At 60.3% G+C, this 14,877-nt stretch carries 15 protein-coding genes; 7 read left to right on the top strand and 8 right to left on the bottom strand.

Annotation, left to right across the window (positions count from 1 at the left end; all coding sequences use genetic code 11):
• The first annotated feature begins 46 nt into the window (after positions 1–46).
• Positions 47–406, top strand: a complete 360-nt coding sequence (locus FHU41_RS05720) for a chorismate mutase (protein WP_179388632.1) — start codon at positions 47–49, stop codon at positions 404–406.
• Positions 399–1,406 carry a uroporphyrinogen decarboxylase/cobalamine-independent methonine synthase family protein gene (locus FHU41_RS05715; protein WP_179388631.1) on the top strand — a complete coding sequence of 336 codons (1,008 nt, stop codon included), beginning with the start codon at positions 399–401 and terminating at the stop codon, positions 1,404–1,406. The genes FHU41_RS05720 and FHU41_RS05715 overlap by 8 nt, the downstream gene beginning before the upstream one ends.
• Before the next feature lie 32 nt (positions 1,407–1,438).
• Here the strand turns inward: FHU41_RS05715 and FHU41_RS05710 are convergent, their stop codons facing one another.
• Together FHU41_RS05710 and FHU41_RS05705 are read right to left on the bottom strand one after the other, a co-directional pair.
• Positions 1,439–2,143 (bottom strand): DUF4166 domain-containing protein, encoded by a 705-nt coding sequence (locus FHU41_RS05710; RefSeq protein ID WP_179388630.1) that lies wholly within the window; start codon positions 2,141–2,143, stop codon positions 1,439–1,441.
• The gene (locus FHU41_RS05705; RefSeq protein WP_179388629.1) at positions 2,140–3,090 is read right to left on the bottom strand and encodes a phosphotransferase; all 951 of its coding nucleotides are present in this window, start codon (positions 3,088–3,090) and stop codon (positions 2,140–2,142) included. The genes FHU41_RS05710 and FHU41_RS05705 overlap by 4 nt, the downstream gene beginning before the upstream one ends.
• 113 nt (positions 3,091–3,203) lie before the next feature.
• On the opposite strand from FHU41_RS05705, the gene FHU41_RS05700 reads away from it, so the two are divergent.
• Both FHU41_RS05700 and FHU41_RS05695 read left to right on the top strand, forming a co-directional pair.
• Complete coding sequence (locus FHU41_RS05700; RefSeq protein WP_179388628.1) at positions 3,204–3,812, top strand: ClpP family protease; 609 nt, start codon at positions 3,204–3,206, stop codon at positions 3,810–3,812.
• Positions 3,812–4,414: a ClpP family protease gene (locus tag FHU41_RS05695; RefSeq protein WP_179388627.1), complete on the top strand. Its 603-nt coding sequence runs from the start codon at positions 3,812–3,814 to the stop codon at positions 4,412–4,414. Before FHU41_RS05700 ends, FHU41_RS05695 begins: the two co-directional genes overlap by 1 nt.
• Here the strand turns inward: FHU41_RS05695 and FHU41_RS15265 are convergent.
• From FHU41_RS15265 to FHU41_RS05665, 6 genes are all read right to left on the bottom strand, one after another.
• Positions 4,400–4,759 (bottom strand): helix-turn-helix domain-containing protein, encoded by a 360-nt coding sequence (locus FHU41_RS15265; RefSeq protein ID WP_179388626.1) that lies wholly within the window; start codon positions 4,757–4,759, stop codon positions 4,400–4,402. The two genes, FHU41_RS05695 and FHU41_RS15265, sit on opposite strands and share 15 nt — an antisense overlap.
• A gap of 90 nt (positions 4,760–4,849) precedes the next feature.
• Positions 4,850–6,142: a DUF58 domain-containing protein gene (locus FHU41_RS05685; protein WP_179388625.1), complete on the bottom strand. Its 1,293-nt coding sequence runs from the start codon at positions 6,140–6,142 to the stop codon at positions 4,850–4,852.
• 9 nt (positions 6,143–6,151) lie between these two features.
• Positions 6,152–7,222, bottom strand: a complete 1,071-nt coding sequence (locus FHU41_RS05680; protein WP_179388624.1) for an AAA family ATPase — start codon at positions 7,220–7,222, stop codon at positions 6,152–6,154.
• A 4-nt stretch (positions 7,223–7,226) separates the two neighbouring features.
• The gene (locus FHU41_RS05675) at positions 7,227–8,306 is read right to left on the bottom strand and encodes a DUF4350 domain-containing protein (RefSeq protein WP_179388623.1); all 1,080 of its coding nucleotides are present in this window, start codon (positions 8,304–8,306) and stop codon (positions 7,227–7,229) included.
• Positions 8,307–8,473: 167 nt separating this feature from the next.
• Positions 8,474–9,154 carry a DUF4129 domain-containing protein gene (locus tag FHU41_RS15390; RefSeq protein WP_179388622.1) on the bottom strand — a complete coding sequence of 227 codons (681 nt, stop codon included), beginning with the start codon at positions 9,152–9,154 and terminating at the stop codon, positions 8,474–8,476.
• The gene (locus FHU41_RS05665) at positions 9,151–10,425 is read right to left on the bottom strand and encodes a DUF7847 domain-containing protein (protein WP_179388621.1); all 1,275 of its coding nucleotides are present in this window, start codon (positions 10,423–10,425) and stop codon (positions 9,151–9,153) included. The genes FHU41_RS15390 and FHU41_RS05665 overlap by 4 nt, the downstream gene beginning before the upstream one ends.
• 183 nt (positions 10,426–10,608) lie before the next feature.
• Here FHU41_RS05665 and mtrA point away from each other — a divergent pair, with 183 nt between their 5' ends.
• The 3 genes from mtrA to FHU41_RS05650 are packed head-to-tail and all read left to right on the top strand — an operon-like array spanning position 10,609 to position 14,736.
• On the top strand, positions 10,609–11,283 hold the full coding sequence (gene mtrA / locus FHU41_RS05660) for an MtrAB system response regulator MtrA (RefSeq protein WP_179388620.1): 675 nt from the start codon (positions 10,609–10,611) through the stop codon (positions 11,281–11,283).
• 4 nt (positions 11,284–11,287) lie between these two features.
• Positions 11,288–12,997, top strand: coding sequence for an MtrAB system histidine kinase MtrB (mtrB, locus tag FHU41_RS05655; protein ID WP_343046251.1), 1,710 nt, complete (start codon positions 11,288–11,290; stop codon positions 12,995–12,997).
• Positions 12,994–14,736: an LpqB family beta-propeller domain-containing protein gene (locus FHU41_RS05650; RefSeq protein ID WP_179388619.1), complete on the top strand. Its 1,743-nt coding sequence runs from the start codon at positions 12,994–12,996 to the stop codon at positions 14,734–14,736. Before mtrB ends, FHU41_RS05650 begins: the two co-directional genes overlap by 4 nt.
• Positions 14,737–14,877 lie beyond the last annotated feature (141 nt).

Raw genomic sequence — 14,877 nt, 5'->3', positions numbered from 1 at the left:
GCGATGCTTTCGGCGCGGGCCTGCGGCATCGTGAGAGACTGACAGCATGAGTTTGCCCCACGACAATTTTGATCCGGCCGCTAGCTCGCTTTCGGGGCAGATCGCCCCCGAGGTGATGGCTGAACTGCTCTCGGTACGGTCCAGTATCGACAATTTTGATGCCGCCCTGGTGCACCTGCTCGCCGAACGGTTTAAAGCCACTCAACGGGTCGGTGTGCTCAAGGCTAGGTATCAGCTTCCGGCAGGAGACCCGGCGCGGGAGGCCGCGCAGATTGACCGATTGAGAGCGTTGGCCGAGGATGCTCAGTTGGACCCAGCTTTCGCCGAAAAATTCCTGACCTTCATTATTTCCGAGGTGATCCGTAACCACCGAGCGATTTCGGAGAATCACGGCATCGATGACTGAGGTCACCGCAACCTCACTGGGGTCATGGCCGGGTAGCGATTTACCGGAGGCTATCCGGGTCTTACTGGGGGAGCTGGGACATCCACAGCTTCCTTCATTGCCTTATCTGCCTGCTCGGGGCGCGGGTTCGGAACTATTGGGACGGACCGCGGCCATGCTCACCGAGCTTCCGGTCGACCTGCAATCATATGGTTGGCGGTTGGTGCAACGCCCGGGGGCGGATCAACGCAGAGCTAGCAGCCTGCTCGCCTCGGATATTAATATCCTGGCGGACACGGTGGGAGCCCTGGAGTCACCGCTGCCGGAGCTGAAAACCCAATTACTTGGCCCACTCAGCCTGGCAGCCGGGCTACATTTACCTCTCGGGGAGCGGACGCTTATCGACGTCGGCGCGCGGCGGGATATTGCCCAGTCACTGGCGGCCGGGGTGCTGGAGCATCTGCGCGCCCTGCAGCCTGCCGTACCCGGGGCGCGAATGGTGGTTCAGCTCGACGAACCGGAAATCGTCCGGGTGCTGGGTGGGGCTATCCCCACGGTGAGCGGCTATCGCAGTCTTCGGGCGGTGAACAGTAATGAGGTGCGGATGCTATGGAACACCGTGATCGAAGCAGCGCACGCCGCAGGAGCTGACGAGGTGATTCTTTCGGTACCTGCCCAGGCGCTTGATCAGGCACTGGGCACCGAAGTCGAAGCAGTGGCCGTGACGGACACCGCCCTGAAACCGAAAGAATGGGAACTGCTGGCCGGTGCCATTGAATCGGGCCGGAAGCTCTGGCTCGGCATTGATTCGATCCTGGATCCCACTGTGCCCACGAGTTCGCGAGCCCAAAAGCTTTGGCGGGCATGGCGGGAGATTGGCCTGGAATCGAGCAGGCTTGCCGGGCTTCGGCTCACCGAGGCTCCAGCGTTGGCCATTGCTGCACCCACGCAAGCACGCGCGGCGCTGGGGCGGCTAACCGATTTGGCCGATGCGCTTGGTGAGTTCGCCGAAGCAAGCTGAACATCGGGAGTAGCACCGCGCGCGTGTGACGTTCAGGAACGAACTTCCCACCGGCTGGGCTGCACCGAGGAGGGCAAGGAACTTGGTACCCCATGGGCGGCAGCTTCGGCGGAAGGGTAGCGGTGCAATTCATAATCGAAGCCACCGGCGTAGAGCAGAATGACTCCAAGCTGTGGGTGAATCACCTTGACCTGAATCCGATGCTGCCCGGAGTCCCGGTCCCACCACTGCCGGGCATAGGCCTTGGCATCGAGGGCAACCGGCAGTCGTAGTCGCCAGCGGCCAAGGAAGAGCCTACTGTGTTGTGAAATGGCGCGGAGGGTGCCGTCGGCTTCTACACTGGGCGCCAGGTCCGTGACGATTCTGCGGTGCCTGCCCAGATAATCGACCAGTCCCGCCGGGAGCAAGCTCGTGGTGTTCTCGAAGACCCGCCGCTGGCCGGGGAAGTCCAGTTCTCGCCGAGTGGTTAGGCTGGGCCGTCCGAAAGGGTCGAGGTGGGCGTGGTTCTCCACCCGAAAGGGGATCTGGGTGCCGTACTCCGGGAAGAAGGCCCGTTCTTCGGTGCTGAGTCGCAGCAGTGGGCGCAGCCAGGGTTGCGGACAGCCAGCGATGTCGAAGATACCCTGCCCCACGCCGTAGTGCCCGGAACCTGGCTCCAGCGAGAAGTATTCTTTCAGCTCGGGTTGTAAGCGCTCGAAGTCGCTACCGAGCCCCTGGGCGTAGATTCCCGCGCTCACCTCCAGTGCCGCCGTTCGATTAGCCAGTCTAGGAGCATCCGCGCACTGAACTGACCATGCTCGCGCAGCCGAGGACTGTTGGCCACTATCGGCTTGGCTCCGGCATCCAGAAAGTAGGCTGCCAGCGTTGCGAGCCAGGAATCGATCTGTTCCGGATCGGCGTTCGAGCTCAGTGCTGATCGACGTAGCCAGGACTCGGCATCCAGTCCGCCGATCCGGGCATAGGCCAGCATCACCACCCAGTCCGCCCACAGCGGCCCAAAGCAGAGGAAATTCCAATCGCAAAACAGTGCCCGATCGCCTTGCATCAGGATATTGTCCGGTCGCAGATCATTGTGTTGCAGGCTGGTTCCTGCCAGCGCCTGCGGGGCCAGGTCCATCAGAGCGTCAAGTTCTAGCAACGCCTGCGCGGATAACGCGGGGGAGAAACTGGGAAGCGGGCGGTGATAGACCTCCCGCAGGCTCGAATCGGAAACGAACTCCGCACTGAGCGAGCCGAATTTGAGCGTTGGTGGCTGAGCGGAGAGAGCCTCTTCGGTGGCCAGCAAGGAGCTTTCGACGGCGGCGAGTTGGCTTTCGGTCCAAGGACGGCCGGGCATGCCACCCCGCACCGCTTCGAAGAAGAGGAGCTGCCAGTCGTCGTCTCCGGCGGAGAGCAACTGCGCGTTCAATAAGGCAGGAGCCGGTACCCCCGCTGGCAATGCTGCGTGTACCTCAGCCTCACGGGCATAGGAGCGAAACATCCATTCCTCGGCGGCGGGGGCTGCCTTGACGAACACCTCAGCCGTATCAGTGCGGACGATGCCGGCGAAGCCGGGGGTGAATCCGCCACCGGCGAGGTCCACCGATCGCACCAGGCCGCCGAGTTGGGCTTCCACCGAGCGATGTAGCTGCTGGGGCAAGGCAGACCACGGCGTGCGGCGGGCCGTAGAGGTGTAGTCGAACATCCTCTGAGGCTATCAACTCGGAAGAAATCAACCCAGAGCAGATCAACCCAGAGCAGATCTGCCGCTGGCAGAGCAGCAGTGCTCTTTCGCACTGTGCGGCCGAGGATGGGGAGATGACCACTCAAACAGTTCCGCCGCCGTCCCCCTTCGACGAACAGCTTGCACTCCGGCTACTGCACCAGAGGATTGTGGTGCTGGGCACCGAGGTGGATGACGCCGTCGCCACTCGCATCGTTTCCCAGCTTCTGCTGCTCTCCGCCGAGGATGCACGCGCCGATATTAGCCTCTACATTAATTCTCCTGGCGGTTCGGTGACCGCGGGGATGGCGATTTACGACACCATGCAAATGATCCCCAACGAGGTTGGCACCCTGGCCATGGGCTTGGCCGCAAGTATGGGGCAGATCCTGCTATGTGCTGGCGCTCCAGGCAAACGATTCGCCTTGCCACACAGCCGGATCCTGATGCATCAAGGTTCCGCCGGTGTGCAAGGAACCACCGCTGATGTGGAGATTCAGGAACGTAATCTGCGCCAGATAGAGGATATGGTCAACGGGTTATTGGCTCGACATATCGGCAAGAACATTGAGCAGATCGAAGCGGATAGCGATCGAGATCACTGGTTCTCCGCCGAGCAGGCCCGGGAATACGGCATGGTGGACCGGGTACTGGACTCCGCAGAGCAGTTGGTGCCGGTGTCTAATCGCAGGGCGGGATTGTGATGGCTCAGTACACAATTCCCACGGTTGTTGAACGCACCCCACTAGGCGAGCGCAGTTTCGATGTCTTCTCCCGCTTAGTCAGGGACCGAATTATCTTCGTCGGCACCGAAATAGACGATGACGTGGCGAATGTGATTATGGCTCAATTGCTGTTCTTGGAGTCCGATAATCCGGACGAGGACATCAACCTTTACATCAATTCACCGGGTGGTTCGCACACCGCTTTGATGGCGATCTACGACACCATGAGTTTTGTTCGTCCCGATGTCACCACCACCTGCATGGGGCAGGCGGCTTCCGCTGCCGCGGTGCTGCTGGCCGCCGGGGCGGCAGGAAAGCGCGCCGTGTTGGCGCATTCCAGAATCCTATTGCATCAACCCTCGGGTCAGGGACAGGGAACCATCACCGACCTCTCCCTGCATGCCAAAGAGCTGGGCCGGGTGCGCTCGCAGGTGGAGCAGGTACTCAGCGAGCACACCGGACAATCGGTAGAGACCTTGCGTTCGGACACCTCACGGGACAAGATCTTTACCGCCCAGGAGGCCGTTGCCTATGGCTTGGCGGATGCTGTGGTCAGCTCCAGGAAGTTACGCAGCCAGTAGCTCGACGGCGGTCCCGCCCCGGTAGTTCTGCACTGCCAAGTCGGGGGTTGACAGACCGGGGGCTGACAGACCGGGTGCCGTGGAGAAATCCTGCTCGGGAACAATCCGCAACTCCAGGTATTGCCGATGAGTCGCCCTGGTCAGCATCGCTACGGTGGTGCCTAAGCCGCCGCACACAGCGGCCAGCACCTCCGAGGACGGCTCTTTGCGACCTCGCTCAATTTCCGAAAGGTACTGCATGGAAATGCCCGCGGCAGCGGCCACCTCCTCAAGTTTGCGACCTTGCCGCAAGCGGGCTCGGCGAAGCAGCAGTCCGTGCACCTCGCGCAGCAGCGGTTCAGCCATGAGTTCCTCCTGAGTTAGCTTCCAGCCTAGTTTTTGGCGGTTCGCCGGAACAGTGCTGTTCACCCTCAGCGCAGCCCGGTGGAGCGTGGCTCAGAGTCGTCCGGCAGCCTTGAGGCGGATATACATATCGGCTAGTTTAGGCGGCAGCTCGGAGGGTTCAGCATCCACCACTTCGGCTCCGGCTTGCTTGAGTTGGGCGCTCAGGGTGGCCCGGTCCAGAATGGCACGCTCGGCGGCAGCCGCTCGAAAGGCCTCGGTGCTAGTGCTGCGCTCGGCGCGCATCTGGGCCAGCACCGGATCGAGCACTGCGGCAACCACCACGACGTGGTTCTGCGCGAGCTGATTCACCATTGGCAGCAAGCCTTCTTCCGCGGCACCCGAATCCAGGGAGGTCAGTAGCACTACGAGCGAACGGTGAGCGGAAATGCTGCGCACCTGAGCCGGGATCTGGGTCCAATCCATCTCGATCAATTCGGAGTCCAGGGGAGCCATCGCCTGCACTAGAGAGGAGAGTAAATTGCCCTTATGACTGGAAGCGACCCGGGCTCTGGCTCGTCGATCAAAGGCGAGGAAATCCACCCGATCGCCGCCGCGCTCGGCTAGCACGGCAAGCAGTAGCGCCGCTTCGATCTCGGTGTCTAGCCGGGGCTCATCATTGATTCGGGCGGCTGAGGTGCGTGAGGTATCCATCACGATGACCACCCGGCGATCCCGTTCCGGCCGCCAGGTGCGTACCACCACCGCTTGACGTCGCGCGGTGGCCCGCCAGTCAATGGAGCGAACGTCGTCTCCGCGGACATAGTCACGGAGCGAATCGAACTCGGTGCCCGCGCCGCGGATCTGCACGGCGGCGCGGCCGTCGAGCTCGCGAAGGCGCCGCAGTTTGGAAGGTAAATGCCGTTTCGAACGGAAGGGCGGTAGCACCCGGAGCAGCCCGGGAACCTCCACAGTGAGTTGGCGGGCCGCCATTCCAAGTGGCCCGAAGGAACGTACGGTTACCTGCTTGCTGGCGAGGTCACCACGGCGGGAGGGTCGCAGCGTAAGCATTAGCCGACGTCGTTCCCGGGCTGGAATGGAGACCTTCTGCCGGGCGTTCTGGGCACCTGCAGAGGGCTGCCAACCGTCCCGAATCAGGGCTCGCAATTGACGGCGCCCGGTATTGGCGATGGTCAAACTGGTCGGGCAGGATTCGTCTAGTCGCACCGAAGCCGGGACTTGCCGGGCAAAGCGAAGTGCTCGCGGCGAGGCTGCCAAGATCAGGTCCAGGACCAATACCAACACCAACAGAACGCACCACAGCACCATGGTAAGTGGCTGTGGGAAGAGGAAGAGCGGTATCACCCCGGCCAGAGCCAGCAGGACGAACCGCCCGGTAATCGCCATCTGCTCTTCCTAGCGGGGGACCGGAACAGTGGCCAGGATGCTGGCCAACACATCGTCTACCTTGACCCCGTCCATTTCGGCCTCCGCTCGCAACCCAACCCGGTGCCGCAAAGCGGGGAGAGTGAGTGCCTTGACATCGTCCGGGGTGACGAAATTCCGGCCGGAGAGCCAAGCCCAGGCGCGGGAGGTGTTCAGCAGGGCGGTGGCACCGCGGGGCGAGACTCCCAACTGGAAGGATGGCGCGGAGCGGGTAGCGCGGACTAGGTCCACGATATAGGCCAGCACCTCGGGAGAAATTTCGACGGCGGCAACGGCTTGACGGGCTAGCTCCAGCTCGGTGCTGCCCGCCACCGCTCGCACTCCCGCCGCCTGCAGATCGCGTGGATCGAAGCCCTGGCTGTGCCTGCGGATGACCTCGATTTCCTCGTTCCGTTCCGGTAACGGCATGGTGAGCTTGAGCAGGAAACGGTCCAGCTGAGCTTCCGGCAGCGGATAGGTGCCTTCGTATTCCACCGGGTTCTGGGTGGCCGCGACAATAAAGGGAATGGGCAGTGGCCAGGTAACTCCGTCGGCAGAAACCTGGCGTTCCTCCATTGCTTCAAGCAGCGAAGCTTGGGTTTTGGGTGGTGTCCGATTGATTTCATCCGCCAGCAGAATATTGGTGAAAACCGGGCCCTCCCGGAAGGTAAATTCCGAGCTATGAGCATCGTAGATCAGCGATCCGGTGATATCGCCGGGCATCAGGTCAGGGGTGAACTGGACTCTTTTTGTGTCCAGACTCAAGGCAGTGGAGAGCGCCCTAACCAACAGGGTTTTCGCGACGCCCGGCACACCTTCGAGCAGCACATGTCCCCGAGAAAGCAGTGCGATCAGCAGACCGGTCACGGTGGAGTCTTGCCCGACCACGGCTTTGGCCACTTCGGCCCGTACCGCGAGTAGCGCCGAACGTGCTGGATCTGGGGTTGGTACCGGAGCCGCTGACTGAGCGGGCTGAGTAAATTCAGCGTGTTGTGGTGCAGGCTGCTGGCTGGGCTGCGCTGTCCAGGGTTGGCCGGAGGCAGGATAGGGCTGTTCGCTCATCGTTTCATTGATCCTTCTCTAGTTCCCGTTCCAAATTTTCTACTTCCTGAGACCAGCGCAGGAATTCTTTATCCGTGCCCGGCTGGGTCTTCAGCAAGATCCGAGCTACTTCGGTTTCCGGCAAGTGGCTGTGTTGAATGGCTGCCGCAACGATTGCCTCTTTGCTGGCCGCCGGTCCCAATCGGAGTCTCTTGGCGAGCCGATACAACGTCGCCGATCTGAGACTGGCGGCGGCTCGATCCAGGGCTCGGCCGTCCTGGTAGAGCCGGGCGCGACCAATTGCTGTTTCAGAAGCCTTGACGGCCACCGGTAAGGGCTCCTCAACTAGGGGGCCATCCCGACGTCCCTTCCAGAACATCGCCAGCAATGCGACCAAAAAGGCCCAGATGCTGATCGGAACCAGCCAACCCGGTTGCAAACTGGCCAGGTCCGGGTGTTGTTCGCTAACCGGGAGGTCCTTGGTCGAGGGTAAATACCAGATCAGTTGCTCGGTATGGCCCAGCAGACGGAAGGCCAGAGCGGCGTTACCGCTGTGTGCTAGGCGGTCATTGCTGAAAACAGCGGTATTGCCGATCACCGTGAGTTGGCCGTCCGTGGACTGTGCCAGCTGACCGATCTTGCCACCCTCGCCAGAATCGGTGGGGAAGCAGACCACCGGCCCGCGGTACAGAGCCGAGCGTCCGCCATCAATTTGCTGTGCCGCGACCGCGTCCGGGTTATTGCAACTGGCCGGCACCGTCTGATCTTGATGGTCGCTGCCCGCATTGTAAAAACCCGCCGAGCTGATCTCGCTGCTGATCGCCTTGAGGTCCAGTGGTCCCGGGTTAATGACCACCAAGCGGGCACCACTCTCCGATAACTTCTTTAGCTGCTCTGCAGAGAGGAAGCGCTGCTGATCATAGAGCAGCACTGTGACGTGCCCGGCTCCGGCTGCGGAGATCGCGGTCAGTGTGCCACCCAGCTCATCGCTTTGGGAGACCTTGACTCCCTGCTGTTTGAGTACCTCGGCGGTGGCCATCGCACCGTTCGGCGCGGGGTTGGTAGGGGATAGCTTGGCCGAAGAACTCCCTATCGAATTCAACATGCTCGCCAACGCGATCATCACAACAAGGAGGAAAATTCCACCAATAATTAACCAGAAGCGGTTCCGCCGCAGCCAAGCGGTCAATCGGCTGATCGTGCTTTGCCGAGGTGCTCCTTCAACCGACCGATCTTGTTCCCTTGGATTGGTAGGATCCGCAGTGAGTTGACTCATCGTGGACCAACCCACTCAAGCTGGGCCACGCCGTCGTCGGCTGCTTTGAGATCCAGCAGAGCCTGATCGAGGCGGAGAGCTCGCTGGTACTCGGCTGATCCGATCCGTAGCTGACCGGAAAGTTGAGGGGAATACCGAACCCGGTTAAACCCTCGTGCCGTCTCCCAGAGCGCTGCCTGCTCGGAGGGGAAGGCGGCAACTAAAAGCACCGTCACCTCATCGGCGGTGCGTCCAGGCTGGGGATCGATCACCACTCGCTCTTCGGCACTTCGCACCATAGCGCGGAAGAGCTCCGTTAGGGCGAGTGCGAAATCGCCTCCGGCGGCGGCCTGCTGGGCGTTCCTTCGATGTTCTGCCGCGCTGAGCTCACTTTCGGCTTCGAAAATCTCGGCATCTTGATGCTGGTGGCGCAGCAACCGGGGCCGCACCAGGAAGATGATGATCCCGATCACTAGCACCGGGACAAGCACCAGAATCACCGTGGCGATACTGGGGTCGACGTGCAGGGCGCTCGAGAGCTGGGTCAGAAGCCAATTGAAGAAATCCGAGATGGCTTGTAAAAATTGCTGTCCCACACCGGGTTTTGCATCCTGGTATTGGCGTTTGGCGAGCTCATCGATCGCCCATTGCCTGGCCTGATCGGCATCCGGATCTACCGGGATATCGAAGTTCCTCACTGCGGAGCCCAAGCAGCCGCCGGAAGGGGTGCACCAGGAATGCCATCGGGGTTTACCTCAGTGGCATTCTCCAGGTCTTTGAGCAGCAACAGATCGAAGCCTTCCTTACGGATCCTCAGATCGACGTAAATAAGCGCCAGCACGCCCGATTGGAAGGCATAAGACACGGCAGCGATCAGACTGGAGAGCAGATAAGACAGGACCTGGGTGATCATCAGCACGCCAAAAGTCTCACTGGGCGTGGGGTTCGGGATCAATAACGGGGTCAGCATTCCCATCAGCATCGAGACAGGAAAGGAAATTAGCCCGGAAATTGTTCCGACAATCAGTTGAGCTAGAAAAAAGCTGCCGAAGGTGCGCCACCATTGGCGATTGGTCAAGGTCCAGGACCGCTTGACCCCCTCAAAAAGCCGCAGATTTTCCACCACAATCGCGGCTGGTGCCAGCAGCAGCTTGGTGGTGATCCAAAGCGATAGCACCACTAGGCCCATTCCCAAAAGGATGGCGATTGGAATGCTGACTAAGCCAATCGACATGGCTAGCAAGATGGTTACGCCGATTAACAAAGCGATCAGCACCACGGCAGCTACGGCGTAGATCACGGCCAGCAGGATCAACGTCCAAATCCGCGGCTTAGCCAGCCGCCACATCTGTTTGAAACCGGTACTCCGATTGACCGTGGAACGCATCACTGGGATCACCAGAACGCCTTGTAAGACCATCAGGGCAATGACACTTATGAAGCCACTGATAGCAATGGCCACGAAGACCCCGATCAGGAAAATACCCAAGTTGTTAGCATCCGTGGAGCTCAACGAAGATCCCGAATTGAGACTGTCCATCAGGTTCAGGAAGTTACCGGAGGCGACTCCTACGCTGAGCAAGATGGCCAGCAGCGACAATACGGTGGAGCCGGCCTGGACCAGCAAAGCCGTTCCGAACATTGCCTTGCCATTGCGCCGAGCAGCTTGGAAGGCGCCATCCAGAATTTCGCCGAGGCCAAGAGGTCGCAGCGGAATGACTCCGGGTTTGGGCGGCGCTACATAGTGTTGCCCGGGTTGCTGACCGGGGAAGGGCCCGTTGGGTGCCTGCCCCCATTGGTTCTGTTGGCCCCATTGCGGTTGCTGTCCCCAGGGCGCCTGCGGGGCGGGCTGCCCCCACTGATTCTGCTGTCCCCAACTGGGCTGCTGCCCCCACTGTGGGGGTTGCCCCCACGGGGGTTGCGGGGGTTGCTGAGGGGGCATCGCCGGAGGGTAGCTCTCATTGGACATTGCGAACCCTTTCCGATTCATCAGATCAGCACATCTCACGGCACTCCGGCGAAAAACCTGCCTTGATCTAGCCTACCCAGTTTCTCCACCGATTCGGCTGCTTGAGTGGAATTCGTCCTCTCTATTAGGCGCTCCTTGGGCAGGTTGCAAGCAGAACTCTGCCGGATAAGCGAATATAGAGGTATGAAGGCACGTATTTTGGTGATCGACGACGACGAAGCTCTTTCAGAGATGATCGGTATCGTCCTGCGCAACGACGGGTTCGAACCGTTCTTCTGCGCTGATGGTGCACAGGCGCTGGAGGTGTTTCGGAACGGGAAACCTGATTTGGTGCTGCTGGACCTGATGCTCCCCGGGCTGGATGGCATCGAAGTCTGCAGGCTGATCCGGGCCGAATCCGATGTACCGATCGTGATGCTGACCGCTAAAGCCGATACCTCCGACGTCGTGCGCGGCCTGGAATCCGGGGCGGACGACTATGTGCCCAAGCCCTTTAAACCCGCCGAGCTGGTAGCTCGGGTCCGGGCTAGATTACGCCCGGGGGACATAAAAGCCCCGGAAACTCTGACTATCGCCGACGTGACCATCGACGTTGCCGGGCACCTGGTGACTCGGGGGGAGGAGCGGATTTCACTTACTCCCTTGGAATTTGATCTGTTGGTTGCGCTGGCTCGTAAGCCTTGGCAGGTTTTCACTCGTGAGCTTCTGTTGGAACAGGTTTGGGGCTATCGGCACGCCGCAGATACCCGCTTAGTGAACGTGCACGTACAGCGCCTTCGGTCCAAGATCGAGCGGGACCCGGAAGCTCCCGAGGTTGTACAGACGGTGCGCGGAGTGGGATATAAGGCTGGCCAATAGCTCCGTGGGTAACGAAGGATTCCTCAGTCGGCTGACGGCGACGCTTCAGCGGGGCTGGCAGTTGGCCCAGGGCCTGTTCAAGCGTGAATACGGCTGGGCGCTTGGACGGTGGCGGCGCTCGCTGCAATTCCGGACCATTATGGTGACCTTGCTGGTCACCTTCCTGGCCGTGGGCGGGGTGGGGATCTTCCTGTCCAATCAGATTGCCAATGGACTATTTCAGGAGCGGCTGGAGCAAGCCAGCTCGGAGTCCATGCGGAGCATCGGTCAGGTGCAGAATGCCTTCACCGGCACCGGGGCACAGATCCACGATAAAGCTGCCTTGGTCTCATTGGCCCGGGGCGTGCTCCTCGGCCTGGAAAGCGGTACTTCGGACGGGAACAGGGGCTATTTACTTGTGCTGGCACCCGGCCAGACGAATCCGCTGACTCTCACCAGCCCGATTGCCAGTGCCGCAAATACCGGAGCGACAACCTCGATCGTGCCCGATGAACTGCGCCACATGGTGCAGAACAACTCTGGTCAATTCTGGAAGTCGATTGCCCTGCCGGTGAACAATTCTGGTACTCACCCGGCTTTGGTGATGGGTTCCAAGGTGACCCTTGTGAACACTGAATATGAGCTCTACCTGGTGTATGACCTCGGCAAGACCCAGGACACCCTGAACTACATCCAATCGGTGCTGTGGAGCTCAGGAGCCGCACTTTTGCTGCTGATTGGGGGCATCACTTGGTATGTCACCCGCAATGTCGTGCAACCAGTCGGCCAGGCGGCGCTGGTGGCGGAGAAGCTGGCCGCGGGTCAACTGCAGGAACGAATGAATACCCGTGGCGAGGACGAGGTGGCCAGGCTGGGGGATTCTTTCAATAAGATGGCCACCGCGCTGCAGGAGCAGATTACTCAGTTGGCCACGCTTTCCCAGATGCAACGCAATTTTGTTTCTGACGTCTCGCACGAGCTACGGACGCCGCTGACCACGGTGCGGATGGCGGCGGAAGTGCTTTACGAGTCCCGCGATTCCTTCGATCCGGTCAACCGTCGATCCGCTGAACTGATGTATCACCAGGTGGAACGTTTCCAAGCGTTGCTCGCCGATCTACTGGAGATCTCCCGGTTCGACGCCGGTGCAGCCGTACTTGATTGGGAATCCCAGGAGCTGTTCGCGGTGATCAACCGGGTGCTGGAGAGCACCCAGCTGCTCGCCGAACGGATTGGTTCTACCATTACCGTGATTTCGACGGTCCCCGAGAATCACTACGTGTTGGAGATGGACCCGCGCAGGATCGAGAGAATCCTGCGCAACCTGATTGTTAACGCCCTGGAACACGGCGAGAAACGTCCCATCGAGATATTCGTCGCCGCAGATCAAGAGGTGGTCGCCGTCGCAGTGCGAGATCACGGCATCGGCATGAACCAAGAAGCGTTGAGTAGGGTCTTCGATCGGTTCTGGCGCGCTGACCCGGCACGGGCTCGTACCACCGGCGGCAGTGGGCTCGGGCTGGCGATCGCCACCGAGGACACTCATCTGCACCATGGCAAACTGGAGGTCTGGGGCAGCCCTGCGGAAGGATCGTGTTTCCGATTAACGCTTCCCCGGCAGCGCCAGATCGTGGTTGATCATTCGCCGCTAGAGCTTCCTCCTGGGGGCTCCGTTGAACAGGTTGTGCCGTCGTCGCTTGAATCCGGAACTCCTCAGGAGAGGGAAGAAGCATGATGAGATCATCGGCCTCAAAAATCTTTGGCTTGCTGACTATTTTGCTGCTCATTCTGACCGGCTGTGCCAGCATCCCCACGGGTGGCGGTGTGGGCAAGGTGGATACGAACCCCAGTGCTGACGCAGGAAGCATCAATTTCAAATACACCCAACAGCCTCCGGTTCCGAATGCGGACCAGAAGACCATTGTGCTGGGTTTCCTGGATGCGGCTAACGGCATTGCCGATAATTTCCAGGTGGCCCGCGAATATCTCACTCCAGCGGCCGCTCTGTCCTGGAAGAGTGCCCAACGAACCCTGGTTTATCAAGGTGAGCCAAGCATTGTGGCAGCTAGTAGCAGTGGGGAGTTCAATGCTCAAGTCAAGGCACAATCCAGCGTGGATGTGGATGGAGTGCTCACCCCATTTCGCTCCGGTACGGTCGAATCGCTCAAATTCGGTTTAGTCAAGGTCAATGGTCAATGGCGGATCAATAGTTTGCCCGATGGCATTGCCCTAGCCTCGGAATTCTTCGCGGACCTTTTCAAGTCCTACTCGCTCTACTTTTACGATCCGGGATTCAACTATGTGGTGCCGGATGTTCGCTGGCTGTCCGGAAAAGGTGATTCGGCTGCCATCGGGATCGTTAAGGCCCTGCTGAAGGGTCCGGCCAATTATCTTAAAGGGGCGGTGGCCAGCGCTTTCCCCGATAGCACCCAACTACAAGCCGATACCGTGCCGATTGAAAATTCTGTGGCCACCGTGGACCTTACCGCCAAATCGCTGCTGGATGCTTCTCCGACCGCCCGTTTGCAAATGCAGGCGCAATTACTGACCACTTTGCAGGGTGGGCTGAATAGCGTCACCAGCCTCCGAATGCGGGCAGGCCAGGATCCGATTGATCTTGGCAGTGATCCGCAGAGCGGCAATAAGTTGAAACCTCCTTCGGTCGCCAGCCGGCAGATCGGGGTTTCAAATAACGATCTGGTGTATTTGGAGAATAGTCAGGCAGGCCCGATCGCAGGTCTGGAATCGGTGGCGGCACTGCATCCTAGCTATCCGGCGCAGAGCTATAAACACTTTGCCGAGGGCGGCTCGGTAGCCTTTCTGGATGCCACTCAGAGCAGCCTCTACACGGTGGCTCAGGGGCAGCAGATTGCCCAGCCAATAGTCAATCAGAAGCTCACGCCACCCTCCTTCGCGCCGAGCAACTGGGTTTGGACAGCGGCCGAGGACGGCAGCGGAAATGTCTACGCCGTGTACCCGGGTGCCCAGGGCGGCAAACCGAACCCGGTAGTGACCCTGAATGTGGATTGGCTCAAAGGCCGCACGGTGACCTCATTCCGGGTTTCCAGGGACGGCACCAGGGCATTGGTGGTCTCCGTGGTGAACAAACAAGTGCAGGTTCAGATTGCCGGGATCCTCCGTCAGGACGTTGCCGCGGAGAGTGCGCCACGGGATCTGGCTTCGCCGAGCACGGTCTACGTGGACGGCTCTTTGGTGAATCAGGGGTACTGGGCGGGGGAGAGCAGCGTGGTGTTATTTGCTTCCGGGAAGGCAGATGTCACCCCGATTGATGTTGAACTCTCCGGTGATTCGGTTGAACTGCCAGCACTACCGGCCCTACAGCGGCTCAGCGTGGGAAACACCCCCAGCGAGCTGTTTGCGCAGAACAGTAAGGGAGTTCTTTTCCAGGCCTCGGCCAACGGCTGGACGGAGTTACCCGTCAAGGGCATCCGGGATCCGGCCTTCGCGGGCTGAGCCTGCTTGGACGGCTTTACCCGGGGCTGCTTTATCTTTATCCACATTGCGGCACTATCTCAGGGGTAAGCCCCCACAGCTACCTTGAAAGTTGCACACTGGGCAGATGAAAGCGTTGAATGCCCTGCATCGGAGTCCTCC

The organism is Psychromicrobium silvestre (genome assembly GCF_013408295.1).
In the GTDB taxonomy this organism is placed as follows: Bacteria; Actinomycetota; Actinomycetes; order Actinomycetales; family Micrococcaceae; genus Renibacterium; species Renibacterium silvestre.
The sequence above is the reverse complement of the archived record's forward strand: the minus strand, read 5'-3'. Positions and strand labels throughout refer to the sequence as shown.

Bases quoted from the DNA above. Each gene is read 5' to 3' on its own strand.
- FHU41_RS05695 (WP_179388627.1), top strand. From the start codon at position 3,812: ATGGCTCAGTACACAATTCCCACGGTTGTTGAACGCACCCCACTAGGC.
- FHU41_RS05685 (WP_179388625.1), bottom strand. From the start codon at position 6,142: ATGGCGATTACCGGGCGGTTCGTCCTGCTGGCTCTGGCCGGGGTGATA.
- FHU41_RS15265 (WP_179388626.1), bottom strand. From the start codon at position 4,759: ATGGCTGAACCGCTGCTGCGCGAGGTGCACGGACTGCTGCTTCGCCGA.
- mtrA (WP_179388620.1), top strand. From the start codon at position 10,609: ATGAAGGCACGTATTTTGGTGATCGACGACGACGAAGCTCTTTCAGAG.
- FHU41_RS05705 (WP_179388629.1), bottom strand. From the start codon at position 3,090: ATGTTCGACTACACCTCTACGGCCCGCCGCACGCCGTGGTCTGCCTTG.
- FHU41_RS05665 (WP_179388621.1), bottom strand. From the start codon at position 10,425: ATGTCCAATGAGAGCTACCCTCCGGCGATGCCCCCTCAGCAACCCCCG.
- FHU41_RS05720 (WP_179388632.1), top strand. From the start codon at position 47: ATGAGTTTGCCCCACGACAATTTTGATCCGGCCGCTAGCTCGCTTTCG.
- FHU41_RS05650 (WP_179388619.1), top strand. From the start codon at position 12,994: ATGATGAGATCATCGGCCTCAAAAATCTTTGGCTTGCTGACTATTTTG.
- FHU41_RS05680 (WP_179388624.1), bottom strand. From the start codon at position 7,222: ATGAGCGAACAGCCCTATCCTGCCTCCGGCCAACCCTGGACAGCGCAG.
- FHU41_RS05675 (WP_179388623.1), bottom strand. From the start codon at position 8,306: ATGTTGAATTCGATAGGGAGTTCTTCGGCCAAGCTATCCCCTACCAAC.
- FHU41_RS05700 (WP_179388628.1), top strand. From the start codon at position 3,204: ATGACCACTCAAACAGTTCCGCCGCCGTCCCCCTTCGACGAACAGCTT.
- FHU41_RS05715 (WP_179388631.1), top strand. From the start codon at position 399: ATGACTGAGGTCACCGCAACCTCACTGGGGTCATGGCCGGGTAGCGAT.